Consider the following 15,151-nt stretch of genomic DNA (forward strand, 5'->3'; position numbering starts at 1 on the left):
TCCACCGTCGGGGCCGGTCGAGGGGAGCCGTGCCGGCTTCCAGACCCACGAGCCGTCCGCGTCCAGAGGGATGACGTCAACGATCCGGAGCCCTCTCCATACCTCAAGATCGCCCCCTGCCGGACTGCCCCGCAGGGCCACCGCGACGCATCTGGTCCCCGTCTCGGAAGAGGAAGGCCAGCACGTTTGTCCGTGGTGGGCCCCCACCGGTCAAGATCCAAAATTGCCCATGATCGTGGCAGACACATCGGCCTGCACACAAAGCCTGCTTCGCACGCCTGACGCCAGGATCACGGAACACGCCCAACTGCAACTAGAGGCCCCGTGGAGATCAAAAAGCCCCTCTCGCTGAAGCCAGCGAGAGGGGCTTTGAACTGCGGAGGCTCGGGGATTTGAACCCCGGATGGGCTGTAGACCCAAACCGCATTAGCAGTGCGGCGCCATAGACCTGACTAGGCGAAGCCTCCTGGTAGCGCGTTGCTCAGCACAGCGTACCGGCGATCGTCCAAGGCGGCAAAGCGGATTGCCGAGTGCCGCGCTGGATCACGTTGAGGATCCAATCCGCGGGGCGTTTGGATCGATGCACAGTCCTTGTCCACAGGATAGGGACAAGGACTGTGCACGCAGTGTGGATAACCCGCCTCAGCGTCGGCACAGGCTACGCCTGACGGACGGCCTCGCCCTCGATCTCGATCTTGACCTTCTTGGCGACGAGGACGCCGCCGGTCTCCAGGGCCTGGTTCCAGGTCAGGCCGTACTCCTCGCGGTCGATCTCGGTCTCCGCGCCGAACCCGAAGATCTCCTGACCCCAGGGGTTGGTGGCGGCGCCGTTGAACTCGACCTTGAGCTCGACCTCCTTGGTCACGTCACGGACCGTGAGGTCGCCGACGAGCGTGAACTCGTTGCCCGACAGGTTGCTCACCCGCTTGCTGCGGAAGGTGACCTCGGGGAACTTGTCGGTGCTCAGGAAGTCGTCGCTCCGCAGGTGGCCGTCGCGGTCGGCCGCGCCGGTCTCGATCGTGCCCGCCTTGATGACGACGTCCACGCTGGACTCCAGCGGGTTCTCGGCGATGACGATCTTGCCCTCGAAGTCGGCGAAGTGGCCGCGGACCTTGCTGACCATCATGTGCTTGACGACGAAACCGACGCGCGTGTGCGCCTTGTCCAGCGCGAACTCGCCGGCCGTCGGGACCTTCAGGCCCTCCCACTCACGGATGCTCATGGCTACTCCCCAGATTGTTGCTGTGCGGATGTCTCACTAAGCAAATGTCTACCCGACAAATATTCCTCACGTCAACTATCGTGTCGTAGACTGCTCGCATGGACCCATTCGACGACCCCCGGCTCACGGCGATGGGCCTGTTCGCGGAGGTTTACACCGGACTGTCGAGCAAGACCGGCGCGACCCTGGCCGGCGCCGGACTCTCCGAGGTCGACTTCGAGACCCTGCTTCGCCTTGCCCGTTCGCCCGAGCGGCAGTTGCGGATGAGCGACCTCGCCGCCCAGACCTCGCTGTCCACGAGCGGGATCACCCGCGTGGTAGACCGCCTGGAACGCGACGGGCTTGTCGAGCGGCGCGCCTGCGCCAGCGACCGCCGCGCCTCTTACGCGGTGCTGAGCGAGACGGGGGCGGAACGCCTGCGGGCGCTGCTCCCCCAGCACATCGAGGACATCGAGGCCTGGTTCACCGGGCTGCTGACCGAAAACCAGCTCGCCGATTTCCTCGGAGCGCTGCGCGTGATCCGCGACGTCGTACGGCCCTGCGCGACCGCAGGCGTGCGGGAGGTGAGCAGGGCACCACGGGCCAAGTCGGGCTGATACCCACCGAACGTGATTCCTGGGAACTGACCGGACGGGGTGGCGTTAACGATCGATTTCTGGTGGACTCCGTAATTCAGGTAACGGCTCTCCGACAGCCGACGCAGCCCCCCGTACCCGAGCCAATGGAGCATCCGTGCGTTTCCCCTCGCACGCACTCGCCGTCCTCGCCGCCGCGGCCCTCGCGGTTCCCGTCGCCGCTTCCACCTCCGCGTTCGCCGCGGCCGCGGCCTCACCGAGCCCGAACCCGAGCCCGAGCCCGACGCCCACTCAGACGCAGACACAGACGGCCGCCGCGACGAGCCCGAGCCCCCAGCCGGTGGTCACCGTCACCAAGACGATCACCCCCAAGGCGACCCCCAAGACAACGAAAACCCCGACGACGACGACCCGGCCGAAATCCGTGCCGAAGGACACCGTCCAGGTCACCGTCAAGAAGGTCGTGGACGGCGACACCGCCGACGTCGTCACCGAGAGCGGCCGGACCGTACGGATCGGCCTGCTGGAGGCGGACGCCCCCGGCAAGGGCGCCTGCTGGTCCGAGGAGGCGTTCGCCCGGCTGATGACCCTGCTCCCGCCGGGCAAGCCCGCGTACGTCCGGGCCGCCGAGCAGGTGCCCGAGAAGGGACGCATCCTTATCTACCTGTGGTCGTCCACGGGCGTCTACGTCAACGGCGACATGGTCAGGATCGGCCTCGCCCAGGCCGTGAACTCCTTCCCGGAGCACAGCTACACCGAGTGGCAATACTGGGAGCAGGTCCGCGCACAGACCGACAAGCTGGGACTGTGGTCGGGCTGCTGGGCGGCCGACACCTACGACAAGCGTTCGGGTGTCCAGGTCCCGTCGGGGACCGGCGGCGACGCCCTGACTCCGGCGCCGATCGAGCCGGCGGACGCGTCCCCGGCCCCGCCCGGCACGACGTACTCCCCCGAGCCCATCCCGCAGGGAAACACCACCGGATCGGTCGCGGTCAGCCCCTCTCCGACTCCCAGCCCCAGCCCGAGCGCCAGCCCGAGTCGCTCGACCGATCCCCGGTACAACACCTGTGAAGAGGCGATCGCCGCGGGACACGGCCCGTACCGCCGCGGGATCGACCCCGAGTACGACTGGTACATCGACAGCGACAACGACGGCAAGGTCTGCGAATAAAGACGGTCAGTTGACCCTCTTGCGAGCGTCGGGTATGACCAGGTCGCCGCGCAGTTTGGCCATGCCGCGCGAGACCGAGCTCTTGACCGTGCCCACGCTGATCCCGAGGGTCCTGGCGATCTCGGGCTCGGTCATGTCCTCGTAGTAGCGCAGCACGATCGCCGTGCGCTGCCGGGCGGGGAGACGGTCGAGCGCCTGCTCCAGCTCGTCGTACCGGTGCCGCGCGTCCTGCTGCACCGGTACGTCGGGGAGCTCCTCGGAGGGGTATTCCTCCAGCTTGCGCCGCCGCCACCAGGAGATGTTGATGTTCACCATCGCCCGCCGCACGTAGCCGTCGAGCGACGACCGGTCGCGGATGCGGTCCCACGCGAGGTACGTACGCGCGAGGGCGGTCTGCAGGAGGTCCTCGGCGTCGCTGGGGTTGCCGGTCAACTGGTTGGCCACGCGGAGCAGGGCCGCCCCGCGAGACTGAACGTACGTGCGGAACTCCTCATGGTTCACGATCAGGGATCACCAACCCGGCCAGAGAGGCATCTCGTGCCAGAATCGCAGCCGCGCTCCCGGATCCGGCTGAACCGAAATTCAGGTTTCGCATCTGCCTGTGCAAAGAGCGGGCAAGCCGGTGGCGTCCCCGTCACGCGTGCCGTACGTCCTGCCGGGCGGTGGTTTGCCCGCAACAGGTGGCAACGCCTTGCACCGAGAGGAGGAATATTGCTCCCGGACGCCACCATCGCCCGGAAAACCGCCTCTCCATCCCCGTCCGGCATGTGAGGCTGGAGAGCGTGGATGGGGCGATGCCATACCGGGCCGGAGAGCGCAGGCGGAAGCTGGCGGCGGCGGTTCTCGGCCGCGACCCCGGGCCCGCGCCGCGATCGCCGGAGGAGACGGAGCCGTTCGACGTGGTCAGCGGCGACCTCCTCGACGTGAGCCCGCACCTGATCATCCTTGAGACCGCCGACGGCGAGCAGCGGCGCCTGGTGATCGCGCCGTGGGCGACCGCGTGGCGCGGGGGCGCGGTGGCGCCCGCCGATCTGCCGGCCGGCGCCCGGGTCGTCGTCCGGGCGCTGCGCGGCGGCACGGTCGCCGAGCGCATCTGGGCCGACATCACCCGGATCACCGGCGTCATCCGGGAGGTCAGCGGCCGGCGCGACCTCACCGTAGAGCTCGACTGCGGGCCCCATCGGGGGGAACGCTCCATCGTCGTGCCCTACCGCTCCTCCGGGCGGATCCGGGTGCGACATCCCAAGCTGGAGCCGGGCTACCTGTTCGACGCGATCGGGCTGCTCGACCAGGGCACGTCGTTCGCGCATCTCCCCGCGACCTCGCAGCCGCCCTATCGGGCCACGGCCGTGCCCCCGCCCTCAGTCGCGTACGGAGGCGGCGATGCGGCGGGCGTCTCGGGCAGCGCCGTGTGGGCAGACCTCGCGGACCTCCCGGACCTCCCGGACCTCCCGGGCCTCCCGGGCCTCCCAGGCCTCCCGGACCTCCCCGGCCTCGCCGAGGGGGGCATCACGGAGGGCGTCGCCTATCCCATGCTCGAACGCGAGGACACCGGCTGCGACGACGCCGGCGTCTCCTGCGCCGGCCTGCCCTACCTCGCGCTGGGCTCGCTGCTGCGCGTACGGAACGTGTGCGACGGCCGCGCGGACACGCTGCCGATCGTCGCGTGCGGGTGCCTCGCGGGCCGGTTCTGCGACCGATGCCTGGAATGCGGCACATCTCCGCGCGGCAGGATCGTGGAACTGGCCGCGTGCTCGTACGTCGCGCTCGGTGGAGACTTGACCAAGGGCTGCTTCAATGCCCGCGTCGGATTGGGGTGACCGGTGCTTTCGACCATCGCGGCTGCCGCGCTGCCGATCCTCGTGGTGACGCTGGCACTGGGCGGCGTCGCCAAGCTGGCCACGGTCGGGCGCGAGACGTCGCCGGGCGCGCTGGCCCGGCTCGGCCCGGCGGTGCTCATGCCCGAGCGCTTCGCCAGGTCTGCCATGATCGTGTGCGCCCTGGTCGAGTTCGTGCTGGCGACCGGTCTGCTGGTCGTGGATCACCCGGTCGCCCGGTGGCTGCCGGGCGTGTTCTTCGCCCTGGCGACGTATGTCCTGTGGGATCTGCGCAGGCGACGGCCGGACGCGGGGTGCGGCTGCTTCGGAGACGTGAGCGACGCCCCTGTCGGTCTGCGGTCGATCGGCCGGGCCGCGGCGCTGACCGTGATGGCGGCCCTCGTCGGGGCTGACGGCGTCACCGGACTACCTCATGTCACGGTGGAGACGGCGCCCTGGATCGGCGGGGGCCTCGCCCTGCTGCTCGCCTGCTCACCCGAGATCGACGGGGTCGTCTCCCGCCTGCGTCGCCGGGTGCCGTGCGAGCAGCGGCCGATGCCGCCCGCGCGGGCGCTGTCGCGGCTGCGGGGCAGCGCGGAGTGGCGGGCCCACGCCGGGTCGCTGCTGGCGGACGAGCCGTCCGACATGTGGCGTGAACTGTGCTGGCGCTTTTTCGTCTTCCCCGCCCGGGGCGACGCGGAGGTCGTGTTCGCCGTGGATCTCGGCGGCCGGCGTCCCGCCGTACGCGCCGTCGTGGTCGGCGCCGACGGCCGGATCGCCGGGTCCGACGATCACGGCGATGCCTCTCTGCGGGAATCTACGCCTGTATCGGCCTGACGCTATACAGGCGTAGATTCCCGCATCGAGGACTTTCACTTCAGCTCTCTACGGCTCTCTAGCTTCCCCTCTAGAAAGCCGTAGAGAGGTCGATGGGCGCGCCGCTCACAGCGGCTGCGCGCGGAGGAACCTCCCGAAATGCGGAACGGTGAACCCGATCACGCCGCGCTCGGCGCTGTAGATCAGGCCCTTCTTGATCAGGCTGTCACGGGCCGGGGACAGGCTCGACGGCTTGCGGCCCAGCGTCTCGGCCACCTCGGCGGTCGGCACGGGGTCGTCGCCGAGCTGGGCCATGGCGTGCATGTAGTCCCGCTCCGCGGGGGTGGCCCGCTCGTATCGGCTGCCGAAGAAGCCCACCGCGAGCTCCTCCTCGGCCTCCGGGGCGGACACCTTGATGTCCTCGGCCGTGATCGGGCTGCGCGGGGCGAGATCCCAGGCGACCTTGCCGTACGCCTGGACGAAGTAGGGGTAGCCGTCGGCCGCCTCGTACAACGCGTCGAGCGCGTCGGGGGTGAACTCGACGTCCTCACGAGCGGCGGGGGCGATGAGCGCCAGGTCGGCGGCGTCCCGGTCGAGCCGGTCGATGCGCGCGTAGCGGAACAGCCGCTCGGAGTAGCTCTTGCTCGCCGACAGCACGCTCGGCAGGTGGGGCAGGCCGGCGCCGACGACGATCAGCGGGCCGCCGTTCTGCGACAGCTCGTGACAGGCCGCGCACAGGGCCGAGACGTCCGGCGCCTGCACGTCCTGCATCTCGTCGATGAACAGCGCGATGCCGACGCCGAGGTCCGTCGCCACGCCCGCGGCGTCGACGAACAGCTCGGTCAGGTCGATCTCCAGGTCGCCGGAGTCGGCCCGGCCGCGCGCGGCGGGCACGTCGATGCCCGGCGACCAGTGCGAGGTGCCCTTCGCCGCGGCGGGATCGCGCATCGCGAACGCCTTGAGCACGCCGAGGAACTCCTCGATGCGCTCGGGAGCGCGGTGCCGGGGGGCGAGCTCCCTGATGGCCATGTGCAGCGCGGCCGCCACCGGGCGGCGAATCGACTGGTCGGGCCTGGCCTCGATCTTGCCGGTGCCCCACAGCCGCTGCATGGCCATGGACTTGAACGTGTTGAGCAGGACGGTCTTGCCCACGCCGCGCAGGCCGGTGAGGACCATGCTCCGCTCAGGGCGGCCCCGGGCCACCCGCTCCAGCACGATCTCGAACTGCTGCAGCTCGCGGTCGCGGCCGGCGAGCTCCGGGGGGCGCTGGCCGGCGCCGGGGGCGTAGGGATTGCGCACGGGGTCCACGCTCTCGGACTTTATGACGGGATATAGCGGCCGTCGTAGATTTCCGTAGAGAGCGCTACGGCGTGTCGCCCGGCGCGGCCTCGGCACGCACCGCACGGCGGTGGGCGAAGCCTGAACCGGGACGACCGGGACGACAGCGAGCGGAGCCGGGGAGGGCACGACCGGATCGAACGCCACGGGAACGGCGAGGGCCGGCACGGGGGCGGCGGACACCGTGGGCACAGCCATCACACACCCCTTACCTGGCAGGACTCGACCGAACCCGTGTTCGATCCGATGGCCATGACTGTAGCGCGTCATCGAACACCTGCGCGAGCTTTCCACGAAAGCGCCGTCAAACGCCGTCGTTCACCGGCGGCCTCACCCCCGCTGTCGCCGCCCCGGCAACGGCTTGCGCACTCCCCCGGAGCGGTCAGCTTCAGTAGTCGCGTTCGGGGAGCCGCACCCAGATGTCGGGCTCCCCGGCGATCGCCGCGGCGTCGTCCAGCCGCAGGCCCGCTCCGGCACAGCAGTACGCCATGGCGTTGCCCTGATAGAGGTACTCGATGAGGATCTCCCCGGCCGGTTGCTCCGGATGGGGACTGCCACCGCCGGGGTGGGTGTCCCAGTCCACGATCTCGCCGTCCCGCGTGACGCTTCCCTGGTTGCCGCTCTTGGGGTTGACGAACATCGCGTAACAGACGGTGCCGGCCGACAGGAGCTTCGTGACGCCGGGCATGTACGGCCCATATCCCCACGGCTGGCTGACGACGCAGCCGCCCGGCACGTCCGTGACGCCGACGACGTCAAGGCTCTCGTCCATCAAGGACCAGGGGTCTTCCAGGATCTCTTCGACCTCGGCAGCGTCGGCCGGGACCGCCTCCAGGCGGCGCACCGCCTCCGCCGCGCTGATCCCGGCGACGCATGCCAGCCCCATCCCGTCGTCATGGGAGTCCCCCACAGCGGCGATCAGATGCCGGGCTTCGGCCACGGCAACGGCCTCGGCATCGGACAGACCGGGGCGACCGGCGGGATCGCCGAACAGGTCGGGGGTCGGTGTGGCCAGGCTGAGCCGCCCGGGCGACCACCCGTTCATCATCGGCCGCCACGGGTCGGCACCGGCCCGCGCCAGGACCCGGGCGTTGTCCGGACGGTCGGCGAAGACGGCCGCCCACAACGCCGTACGGCCCTCGTGCTCGGCATCGACGTCGTCGACACGGGCGGCCAGCTCCGCCACCACATCGGGAGAGCCGAGTTCGGCGGCCGCGTGCAACGGCCGTCTGTGGAAGAACACACCGATATTGGGATCGGCACCCGCGTCCAGCCGGGCACGGATCAGCCTCAGGCTCTTCCAGGAGTCCCAGCCGATGCCGGACCAGTCCGCTTCGTGGGCGACAGCCATGACGCTCCCTCGATGAGTAGGTATGCGGATCATGGCGTGGCCCACCGACAGTTTCGCCGGCTCTGCGCGCCGAGCCGTCGACGAGGCGGATGCGGGTGATCGAAGCTAGTCCTGTTCCAGGGCGGCGAGGTCCTCCGGCGTCAGCCGGATCCGTCCTGCCCCCATGTTCTCCTCCAGGTGGTCGAGGGACCCCGTACCGGGGATCGCGAGCGCCGCGGGCGAGGTCGCCAGCAGCCAGGCGAGCGCGATCTGTGCGGCGGTTGCCCCGTGGCGCCGCATCACCGCCGTCAGGCGTGTCTGGTCGATGGGCCGCAACCCGCCGCCGAGCGGGAAGAAGGGCACGAAGGCGATGCCGTCCTTCTCGCACCGGGCCAGGAGCTCGGTGTCGCCCCGGTCCTGCACGTGGAAGCTGTTCTGCACGGCGGCCACAGGGGCGATCGCCAGCGCCTCGTCCAGAAGAGCGATGTCGACGTTACTGATGCCCAGATGCCGGATCAGCCCCTCCTCGCGCAGCTCGGCCAGGACCGCGAACCTGTCGGAGATCGATTCGCCGCCCGGGGGGCTCAGGCCGCCGACCCGCAGATACACGAGGTCGAGCCGCTCCACCCCGAGGGTGCGCAGGTTGTCCTCCACCAGCCCGCGCAGCTCATCCGGGCCGGCCTGGCTGCTCGGCACGCCGTCGTCGTCGAGCAGGGGACCGACCTTGGTCGCGATCACCAGATCGTCCGCGTACGGCGCGAGCGCCCGGCGGATCAGGTCGTTGGCCGCCACGCCCCCTCTCCGGTAGAACCAGGCCGTGTCGATGTGGTCCACGCCGAGCTCGACGGCGCGGCGCAGCACGGCGACGCCCGTCTCCGGGTCGCGGACAGCGCCCTGGAAGGTGCCGGTCGGCAGCCGCATGGCCCCGAAGCCGAGCCGGTGAACGGGGAGGTCACCACCGAGGAGGAACGTGCCGCCGAGCGCGGCGTTCGTGTTCGTCGTCATACCCGTCAGCCTCGTGCGTCCGGAGACGACGGCCAACGTGGTGGCAGCAAGCTGCCACGTGCGGCGGGTCATAATGAATGGGTGGCAGCTGACAAGGTCATGACAGTCCGCGGCGATGCGGAGCTCGTGGCCCGTGCCGGTCATCTGTTCACCGGTGCCCGGCACGAGTTCGTGTGCGCGGCCCGCGACCTCGACACGTGGTCGCTGCCCGACGCGCGGCAGTCCGTGGCCCGGCGGCTGCCGAGGCACGGCGCCTCCGGCCTGGCCGTCAAGAAGCTGTTCACCCCCGTCGCCCTCGCCGACGAGGCCGCGCGGGCGCACCTGCGCGAGGTCGTGGCCAACGGCGTCGAGGTGCGCATCAGCTCCACACCGCTGCCGCACGAGACGATCGTCATCGACCGGCGCGTGATGATCCTCGCCGAACGGGACGGGCCCGGCTCGCGCGAGTACACCGTGACCACCTCGCCCACGCTGGTGAACGGCGTGTACTCCCTCTTCGCGGCCGCCTGGGACGCCGCGACCGAGCTGACCGCCTACCTGCGCGGCGACGCGCCGCACCTCGACGACGACAGCCGGGCGGTCCTGCGCGCGCTCGGCGCGGGCTACACCGACGAGACCGCGGCGCGGCATCTCGGCCTGTCGTTGCGCACCTACCGCAGGCGAGTCGCGGAGCTCATGGACGCGCTGGAGGCCGATTCACGCTTCCAGGCCGGGCTGCGCGCGGGCGAACTCGGGCTCACCGGGTAGCGGCGCCCCTGACCCTCCGGGCACCGACGGTGCGACGATCAGTGCCAAGGGGCCGATGGGGAAAGAGGCGGCACTGATGGCGTATCCGGAGCAGCGGCGCCTGGCGCGTGTCGCCGCGCCCGCCGCCGAGATCCTTGACAGGCATGCGGGAACGGCAGCGGTGATGGACGATTTCCACCGGCGCCTCTGCGAGAGCAAGCAGGCGCGCTATCCGGCGGACGAGTTCGGCCACATACGGCGCGGGGCCGCTCCCGACGCCTGATGAGACTCGTGCTCCACGTCCTGGTGTTACCGGCGCCCGTTGCCGGAACGCCTACCGCAGTGTGTGCGGGAGCACGAGGGCCGCCGCGGCGACCAGGGTGAGCAGCCCCAGGTAGGCGAGGACGAGCCGGGTGTCCCTGAGATAGCACTTGCTCCTGGTGAGCCCCGCACGGCGGGCCCGCCAGTATCCGGCGAACCCGAGGGCCGCGAACCCGAGCACGGCCCACGCCCCGAACAGCCAGGCGAGCAGCGCCACCGTCGCGTAGACGCACAGCTTCAGCGGGTCGTACGGCTTGGCCTGCCCACCCTCGGACGCCCGGGCCGTCTCGGCGGCGCGCGCCTGCTCGTACGCGACGCCGGTCGGCCGGTCACCGGTCGGTTGGTCACCGGTCAGCCGGTCGACGGTTGGCCGGTCGGCAGTTGACGGACCGCCGGTTGACCGGTCGGCGGTTGACCGGTCGGCGCTTGACGGACCGCCGGTTGACCGGTCGCCGCTCGGCCTGTCGGCGGGCGCCGGTCCCTCTCCGGTGGTCACCGCCGCCTCACGCCTGTCATGTGATCTCCAGCAGCGGGAGCCGTAGGCCGGCATCGGCCGCGGCGACGGCGGACAGGCGCTGACGCGCGAGCGCGGGCCAGGCCTGCACGGCGCAGAACGGCGCGCACTGGTCCTGGTCGGAGCGGGTGCCGACGTGGACGCAGCACTGCACCAGGCGCTCCTCCAGCATCGTGGACATGTCCATGAAGGGCTTGATCGTGATGCGTACGACCCTCTCGCCCAGCAGCCGCCTCAACCGCCGCCTGCGCCCGGGCAGGGCCGAGGACGCGAGCGTCAGCAGGGTCGTCATCCCGAGGTCGCAGTTCTCGCAGATGTCGCGCCAGACCTTGCCGATCTCGGGGTGCGACAGCGACGACTGCTCCGACAGCAGGCCGAGCAGCGACTCCTGCACGGCCGCGCGGAGCTGGCGGGGGATCTCCCCGTCGGCGATGCGGTTGGCGACGAGCCCGAGGTTCTCCTTGAGGCGGTCGTGCCCGATCAACGCGGTCAGCGAGCGCCACCGGTCGGCGTCGTCCTTGATCATGTAGCCGACCGAGCAGCAGTGCGGATGCGAGCACGGCAGGGCGGTCAGGTCGCGCCAGGTGACCAGGTCGTCGGTCTGGGGGCCGAGGCGCTTGAGCACACCGGTGTGGGTGAGCCGGTCCATCGGGTCGATCGCAAGGGACCGCCCCGAGCCGAACTGCGGCTGGATCGACACCCCGCCGACGTACGGCGTGTCGAGGGCCAGGCGCACCACGTCGCCGATCTCGCCGTCGTTCACTCCGAGGGCGGCCGTCATGACCAGCGTCGTGAAGATCTCCCGCTCCGACAGCCGCCGCAGCGCCTCCGCCTTGAGCCGCCGCAGATCGCCGCCCCGGTGGTGCCGGGACGCCTCGGCCGACAGGCCGTCGTACTGCAGGTAGACCTCGACCCGCTCGCGGTGCTCGGTGAGCAGGTCGAGCAGGGCGTCGTCCCGGGCCACCAGGAGGCCGTTGGTGTTGATCAGGATGCGGGTGACGGGCCGTGCCGTCAGCTCGGCGAGCAACTCGGGCAGGTCGGGGTGGAGGGTCGGCTCGCCGCCGCTGAGCATGAGCACGTCGAGACGGCCGTTCTCGCGGGCCAGGCGCTGGTCCACGTTGGCGAGCACCTCGCGGACCGGCACGATCCCCCGCAGGTCGGGCGAGGAGTCGGTGAAGCAGGTCGGGCAGCGCAGGTTGCACACCTCCGCCACGTCCTCAAGGAGGATGCACGTGTGCTGGGTCTGCATCTCCGGCAGCCCCCGCAGGTACGCCTCGGGGACCGGATCGAAGTTGCCCGCGACGTCGGGCAGATGCGCCTTGGTGGGGGCGGTCCACTCCTCCAGGTAGGCGAGGATCTCCGGGTCCTCGTCGTAGAGGGTCCTGACCATGCCGTGGGTGCGGCAGCCGCGCTCCAGGTAGACCCGGCCGTCGCGGGCCGCGAGCCAGCCGGACAGGCGCGGCACCTCGGCCAGCGGACGGTCCGGCCGCTCGTCATGACAGCGGGGGCAGAACGCGTTGACGTAGCGGAGGATGCGATCTCCCCGCAGGGGCATTCCGGTGGTCACAGGAATCCGTCCGTGTAGAACGAGGGGTTGACGCCGGTGCATAAGCCGGCGGTGAAAATCGTCAGGAGCGCCCAGCCGATCATCAGACCCAGCCCGAGCCCCCGCGACCAGGGCTTGCGGAGGAGAAGTAGCAGCGTTCCACCGCCGAACGCGATCACGGCCAGGAGCACGGATCCGCCGATGAGCGCGAGCTTTTTGTGATCGCTCGCGACTCCGTCCGCCGCCGCGAGGGTCGCGAGGAAGAGCACGAAGTTGACAACGACGTAGGCCACGATCCCCGCGATGGTCATCGCGATGACCACGCCGGTCGTGTTCGGGGCCGGGGGCGGGGGCGGCGGCCACGCGCGCGGCGGCCCGCCCGGTCCGTAGGGCCCACCCTGTCCGTAGGGCCCGCCCTGTTCGTACGGACCACCGGCCCCGGGCCCGTACGGCCCACCAGGGCCAAAAGGCGGCGGGCCGCCCGGACCTTGGCCCGGCGGTGGGCCTGCCGGGCCGTACGGCGGGCCAGGAGGCGGCGGCACGGGAGGGTGCCCGGGAGCATCGCCCGGCTGCGGGTCGCCCGGGTGCCCGGGAGGACTATCGCCCGGCTGGGAATCGTGCGGATGCCCGGGAGCATCGTCCGGCTGTGGGTCGTGCGGCCGCTCGGGCGGCTCGGGGGGTGTGCTCATCTTTCCTCCTCGCCCGCGGGTGACAGCCGGGCGGCCGGTAACAGCGGTCGCCGCTCACCCCGCCGGGAGAGCAGCCGATCGTAGAACCCCTTGCGATATCCGAGCCCGAGGCGGACGGCGAGGAGCATGAGCCCCGGGACGAGGAACCACTGCGGGCGGGTCAGGTCGAGCCAGACCGTCTCGTTCGCCCTGGTGAACTCGACGAGGAACCGGAAGAGGGCGTACGCGCCCAGATACAGGGTGAACAGCTCGCCCGGTCGGTCGACCCGGCTCCGCGCCCACAGCAACGCGCCGAAGGCGGCGAGCTGGAAGACGGTCTCGTACAGGTAAGACGGGTGCATCGCCTGCCCGGACAGGCAGCCGGGGCATTCCGGCACGGTGGCGGGTGCGTGGACGCCCCAGGGAAGGCTCGTGGGACGGCCGGGGGCCTCGGTGAGGAAGCAGCCGATGCGGCCGACGGCCATGCCGAGCGCGACGGCGGGCGCGAACAGGTCACCGGTCCGCTCCCGGTAGCCGACCAGCCGTTTCGCCACCAGCACCCCGACGTACGCGCCGGTCAGGCCGCCGAGAATGCTCCGGGCGCCGAACATCCACGCCTCGACAAGGCCGGGGTTGAGCGCGGGGTCGAGATGCTCGGCCCAGCCGGACAGCCGCATGCCCATCGCCCCGCCGACCAACGCGCCGGTGACGGCGACGAGCGACTCCTCCCGTAAGGCCCCCCGGCGCCGCGCCTCCAGGACGAACACCACGCTCGCGAGGATCACGCCGAGACCCACGAAAAACGCGTGGGTCGGCACGGTCACCCCGCCGAAGCGTAGTTGCTCAAGCACGACGCCACCCTAGCGGCGGCCCGCGACGATTCCGATCGTCAATTCATACGGCTCTCATCCCTTCACCACGGCGATTCCCGCCAACCGTGCGGGTCTTTGTCCACAGGGATCCCGCTGTCCACAGGAGCGTGCGCGACCGCCCCCCGCACGCCTCGGCCAGGGGTAACCTGCGCCTATGACCTCCTTGTGGAACCGCAGGTCAGCGGTAGTGATGGCGGCCCTCGTCGGTGTGACCGGCTGCGCCGGGGTCGGCGACGCCGGCGCGTCCGCCACCGCCCGGACCCGGGTGTCCGTGCCCGCCCCGGCGTCAGCGGCACTGGGCTCGTCCACGCCTGCCGCCCCCTCCGCCGGACCGACCTCCTCGGTATCCGCCACCCCGTCGTCCGCCATGCCCTCGCCCGCGCCGGGCTCACCCGCGCCCGGGAACGGGCCCGCGCCGAGCCCGAGCGGGCCACCCCCCTTCTCCGCGAAGATCGAAAAGGTGTCCCGTGACGACGTCCGGCAGTCCTGGCGGCCGGGCTGCCCGGTTCCGCTGAGCGGGCTGCGTAAGATCACCATGACCTACTGGGGCTTCGACGACCAGGCGCACACCGGCGTACTCGTGATCAACAAGAAGGTCGCCGATGACGTGGCCTCCGTCTTCGGGAAGCTCTACGAGATGCGCTACCCCATCCGCCGGATGGTGCCCGTCGACGTCTACAAGGGCAGCGACAACGACTCCATCGACGCCGACAACACCTCGGCCTTCAACTGCCGCAACGCCACCGGCTCGGGCAATTGGTCCAACCACGCGTACGGCCTGGCGGTGGACCTCAACCCGCGGGAGAACCCGTACGTGTACGCGAACGGCTCCAACGCCCACCGCAACGCGGACGCGTTCGTGGACCGGCCGCTCAAGAAGCCCGGCGTGATCAATAGTGGAGACCGCGTGGTTCGGGCCTTCGGGCAGATCGGCTGGGGCTGGGGCGGCTCGTGGTCCGGCGCCAAGGACTACCAGCACTTCTCGGAGAACGGCCGCTGAGACCAGCACCAATGCCACGGGCGGGCCTCTGACCTGCGATTCGATCCCTCATCGTTTCTCGACGTTTTCGGGCATCTCGCACTTGGTGTGCCCCCGTTGTGCCCGCGCTTGGGATCGCTTCGTCCCGAGCCCTTCGATGCGAACGTGGGCAGAGCATGGGACGCCGTCTCGTCGCGTCCCATCTGATCACGCTCGCCCACAGCCGGGACATCGTCGTCATCTCGCTCGCC

16 protein-coding genes and 1 tRNA gene are annotated in these 15,151 nt (G+C 70.7%); 7 read left to right on the top strand and 10 right to left on the bottom strand.

Annotated features, from left to right (window positions below):
* Positions 1-377: 377 nt before the first annotated feature.
* A tRNA-Ser gene (locus ACGFIB_RS07605) sits at positions 378-467 on the bottom strand.
* A 191-nt stretch (positions 468-658) separates the two neighbouring features.
* Positions 659-1,222, bottom strand: a complete 564-nt coding sequence (locus ACGFIB_RS07610) for a YceI family protein (RefSeq protein ID WP_357258473.1) — start codon at positions 1,220-1,222, stop codon at positions 659-661.
* Between the two features lie 98 nt (positions 1,223-1,320).
* Between ACGFIB_RS07610 and ACGFIB_RS07615 the strand changes: the two genes are divergently transcribed.
* Positions 1,321-1,818 carry a MarR family winged helix-turn-helix transcriptional regulator gene (locus ACGFIB_RS07615; protein WP_393369365.1) on the top strand — a complete coding sequence of 166 codons (498 nt, stop codon included), beginning with the start codon at positions 1,321-1,323 and terminating at the stop codon, positions 1,816-1,818.
* A 136-nt stretch (positions 1,819-1,954) separates the two neighbouring features.
* Positions 1,955-2,968, top strand: a complete 1,014-nt coding sequence (locus ACGFIB_RS07620; protein WP_393369368.1) for a thermonuclease family protein — start codon at positions 1,955-1,957, stop codon at positions 2,966-2,968.
* Between the two features lie 6 nt (positions 2,969-2,974).
* Here ACGFIB_RS07620 and ACGFIB_RS07625 read toward each other — a convergent pair whose 3' ends face one another.
* The gene (locus tag ACGFIB_RS07625) at positions 2,975-3,475 is read right to left on the bottom strand and encodes a SigE family RNA polymerase sigma factor (RefSeq protein ID WP_357016788.1); all 501 of its coding nucleotides are present in this window, start codon (positions 3,473-3,475) and stop codon (positions 2,975-2,977) included.
* Positions 3,476-3,762: 287 nt separating this feature from the next.
* On the opposite strand from ACGFIB_RS07625, the gene ACGFIB_RS07630 reads away from it, so the two are divergent.
* Both ACGFIB_RS07630 and ACGFIB_RS07635 read left to right on the top strand, forming a co-directional pair.
* Positions 3,763-4,788 carry a hypothetical protein gene (locus tag ACGFIB_RS07630; RefSeq protein WP_393369371.1) on the top strand — a complete coding sequence of 342 codons (1,026 nt, stop codon included), beginning with the start codon at positions 3,763-3,765 and terminating at the stop codon, positions 4,786-4,788.
* A 3-nt stretch (positions 4,789-4,791) separates the two neighbouring features.
* Entirely contained in the window at positions 4,792-5,622 is an 831-nt protein-coding gene (locus ACGFIB_RS07635) for a MauE/DoxX family redox-associated membrane protein (RefSeq protein ID WP_393369373.1), read from the top strand.
* 105 nt (positions 5,623-5,727) lie between these two features.
* Here the strand turns inward: ACGFIB_RS07635 and ACGFIB_RS07640 are convergent, their stop codons facing one another.
* The 3 genes from ACGFIB_RS07640 to ACGFIB_RS07650 all read right to left on the bottom strand — a co-directional run bounded on the left by ACGFIB_RS07640 (position 5,728) and on the right by ACGFIB_RS07650 (position 9,274).
* Entirely contained in the window at positions 5,728-6,909 is a 1,182-nt protein-coding gene (locus ACGFIB_RS07640; RefSeq protein ID WP_142567879.1) for an ATP-binding protein, read from the bottom strand.
* 418 nt (positions 6,910-7,327) lie between these two features.
* Positions 7,328-8,290, bottom strand: coding sequence for an ankyrin repeat domain-containing protein (locus ACGFIB_RS07645; protein WP_357258461.1), 963 nt, complete (start codon positions 8,288-8,290; stop codon positions 7,328-7,330).
* 105 nt (positions 8,291-8,395) lie between these two features.
* Complete coding sequence (locus ACGFIB_RS07650) at positions 8,396-9,274, bottom strand: oxidoreductase (RefSeq protein ID WP_393369377.1); 879 nt, start codon at positions 9,272-9,274, stop codon at positions 8,396-8,398.
* Between the two features lie 81 nt (positions 9,275-9,355).
* Between ACGFIB_RS07650 and ACGFIB_RS07655 the strand changes: the two genes are divergently transcribed.
* Both ACGFIB_RS07655 and ACGFIB_RS07660 read left to right on the top strand, forming a co-directional pair.
* Positions 9,356-10,021 (top strand): DNA-binding response regulator, encoded by a 666-nt coding sequence (locus ACGFIB_RS07655; RefSeq protein WP_393369379.1) that lies wholly within the window; start codon positions 9,356-9,358, stop codon positions 10,019-10,021.
* A 76-nt stretch (positions 10,022-10,097) separates the two neighbouring features.
* Positions 10,098-10,283, top strand: a complete 186-nt coding sequence (locus tag ACGFIB_RS07660) for a hypothetical protein (RefSeq protein WP_393369381.1) — start codon at positions 10,098-10,100, stop codon at positions 10,281-10,283.
* A 51-nt stretch (positions 10,284-10,334) separates the two neighbouring features.
* Here the strand turns inward: ACGFIB_RS07660 and ACGFIB_RS07665 are convergent, their stop codons facing one another.
* The 4 genes from ACGFIB_RS07665 to ACGFIB_RS07680 form a co-directional block, all read right to left on the bottom strand.
* Entirely contained in the window at positions 10,335-10,817 is a 483-nt protein-coding gene (locus ACGFIB_RS07665) for a hypothetical protein (protein ID WP_393369383.1), read from the bottom strand.
* Positions 10,818-10,833: 16 nt separating this feature from the next.
* Positions 10,834-12,402, bottom strand: coding sequence for a radical SAM protein (locus tag ACGFIB_RS07670; RefSeq protein ID WP_357258445.1), 1,569 nt, complete (start codon positions 12,400-12,402; stop codon positions 10,834-10,836).
* On the bottom strand, positions 12,399-12,704 hold the full coding sequence (locus ACGFIB_RS07675) for a hypothetical protein (protein WP_357241360.1): 306 nt from the start codon (positions 12,702-12,704) through the stop codon (positions 12,399-12,401). Before ACGFIB_RS07675 ends, ACGFIB_RS07670 begins: the two co-directional genes overlap by 4 nt.
* Before the next feature lie 362 nt (positions 12,705-13,066).
* Entirely contained in the window at positions 13,067-13,900 is an 834-nt protein-coding gene (locus tag ACGFIB_RS07680; RefSeq protein WP_142567885.1) for a prolipoprotein diacylglyceryl transferase, read from the bottom strand.
* 175 nt (positions 13,901-14,075) lie between these two features.
* On the opposite strand from ACGFIB_RS07680, the gene ACGFIB_RS07685 reads away from it, so the two are divergent.
* Positions 14,076-14,921, top strand: a complete 846-nt coding sequence (locus tag ACGFIB_RS07685; RefSeq protein ID WP_393369387.1) for a M15 family metallopeptidase — start codon at positions 14,076-14,078, stop codon at positions 14,919-14,921.
* Positions 14,922-15,151 lie beyond the last annotated feature (230 nt).

The sequence above is a fragment of the Microbispora bryophytorum genome (assembly GCF_043197435.1).
Lineage (GTDB): Bacteria > Actinomycetota > Actinomycetes > Streptosporangiales > Streptosporangiaceae > Microbispora > Microbispora bryophytorum.